1 protein-coding gene and 1 pseudogene are annotated in these 1,375 nt (G+C 62.6%); one reads left to right on the forward strand and one right to left on the reverse strand.

The genetic code is table 11. The features are described 5' to 3' along the window. Positions 1–1,138 (forward strand): FGGY-family carbohydrate kinase (locus D6877_RS08535; RefSeq protein WP_130910481.1); only part of this gene is annotated, 1,138 nt, incomplete at its 5' end. Positions 1,139–1,190: 52 nt separating this feature from the next. On the opposite strand, the pseudogene D6877_RS29575 reads toward D6877_RS08535, so the two are convergent. Continuing rightward, a pseudogene (locus D6877_RS29575) lies at positions 1,191–1,375 on the reverse strand (hypothetical protein); the annotation flags it as partial.

A 1,375-nucleotide genomic window follows, 5' to 3' on the forward strand; every position in this document is an offset into this window, starting at 1 on the left:
GGCCAACTGGATCGCCCGGCATCAGCCCGAAGTGTGGGCGGCGACCGACAAGTTTTTGCTGCTCTCGGGTTTTCTCACTCATCGCCTGTGCGGGCGCTTCGTCGATTCGGTCGGCTGTTGCGTCGGCTATCTGCCCTTCGACTTCAAACGGCTGAAATGGGCGGCGCCGCGCGACTGGAAATGGCAGGCACTGGCGGTGCGCCCCGAGCAGTTGCCGACCCTGCACAAACCCGGCGAAACCCTCGGCTACATCAGCGCCGAAGCCGCGCGCCACACCGGCATTCCCGAAGGCCTGCCGCTGATTGCCGCAGGCGCAGACAAGGCCTGCGAAGTAATCGGCTCCGGCGCGGTCGACGCGCGCACCGTGTGCCTGTCCTACGGCACCACCGCGACGATCACCAGCACCCGCTCGCGCTACCTGGAAATCGTCCCGCTGATCCCGCCGTACCCCTCGGCCGTGCCCGATCAGTACAACTGCGAAGTGATGATCTATCGCGGCTACTGGATGGTCAGCTGGTTCAAGAACGAATTCGGCCTGCGCGAGATGCAACAGGCAAAAGAACAGGGCATCGAACCGGAGCAACTGTTCGACGCGCTGGTCAACGCGGTGCCGCCGGGTTCGATGGGCCTGATGCTGCAACCCTACTGGTCACCGGGCATCCGCGAACCGGGCGTGGAAGCCAAGGGCGCGATGATCGGCTTCGGCGACGTACACACCCGCGCGCACATCTACCGGGCAATTCTCGAAGGCCTGGCCTACGCGCTGCGCCAAGGCATGGAGAACATCGAGCGACGCTCAAAGGTCTCGATCCAGCGTCTGCGCGTCGCCGGCGGCGGCTCACAAAGTGACGCCGCCATGCAACTGACCGCCAACATCTTCGGCCTGCCGGCAGAGCGCCCGCATGTGTATGAAGCGTCCGGGTTGGGGGCGGCGATTTGCTGTGCGGTGGGGTTGGGATTGCATCGGGATTTTCCATCGGCCATTGCGGCGATGACTCGCGTGGGAGCGGTCTTTAACCCACAACCCGAGGCGCAGGAGATTTACCAGCAACTGTACAAAGACGTCTATCTGCGCATGTATCGGCAGCTCAAACCGCTATACCAAAGCATCCGCAAAATCACCGGGTATCCCGAATAGTCCTGACACCCTAGCCCCCTGTGGGAGCGAGCCTGCTCGCGAATGCGCAGTGTCAGTCAATGATGATCTGAATGACCCACCGCTTTCGCGAGCAGGCTCGCTCCCACAGGAGGTCGGCGGTCTGCTCAAAATCTGAGTGCACACAAATCCAAATGTGGGAGCGAGCTTGCTCGCGAATGCGCAGTGTCAGGCAACGTCGATTTGATTGACCCACCGCCATCGCGGGCAAGCCCGCTC

The sequence above is a fragment of the Pseudomonas sp. Sample_9 genome (assembly GCF_004307535.1).
GTDB lineage: Bacteria > Pseudomonadota > Gammaproteobacteria > Pseudomonadales > Pseudomonadaceae > Aquipseudomonas > Aquipseudomonas mercuritolerans.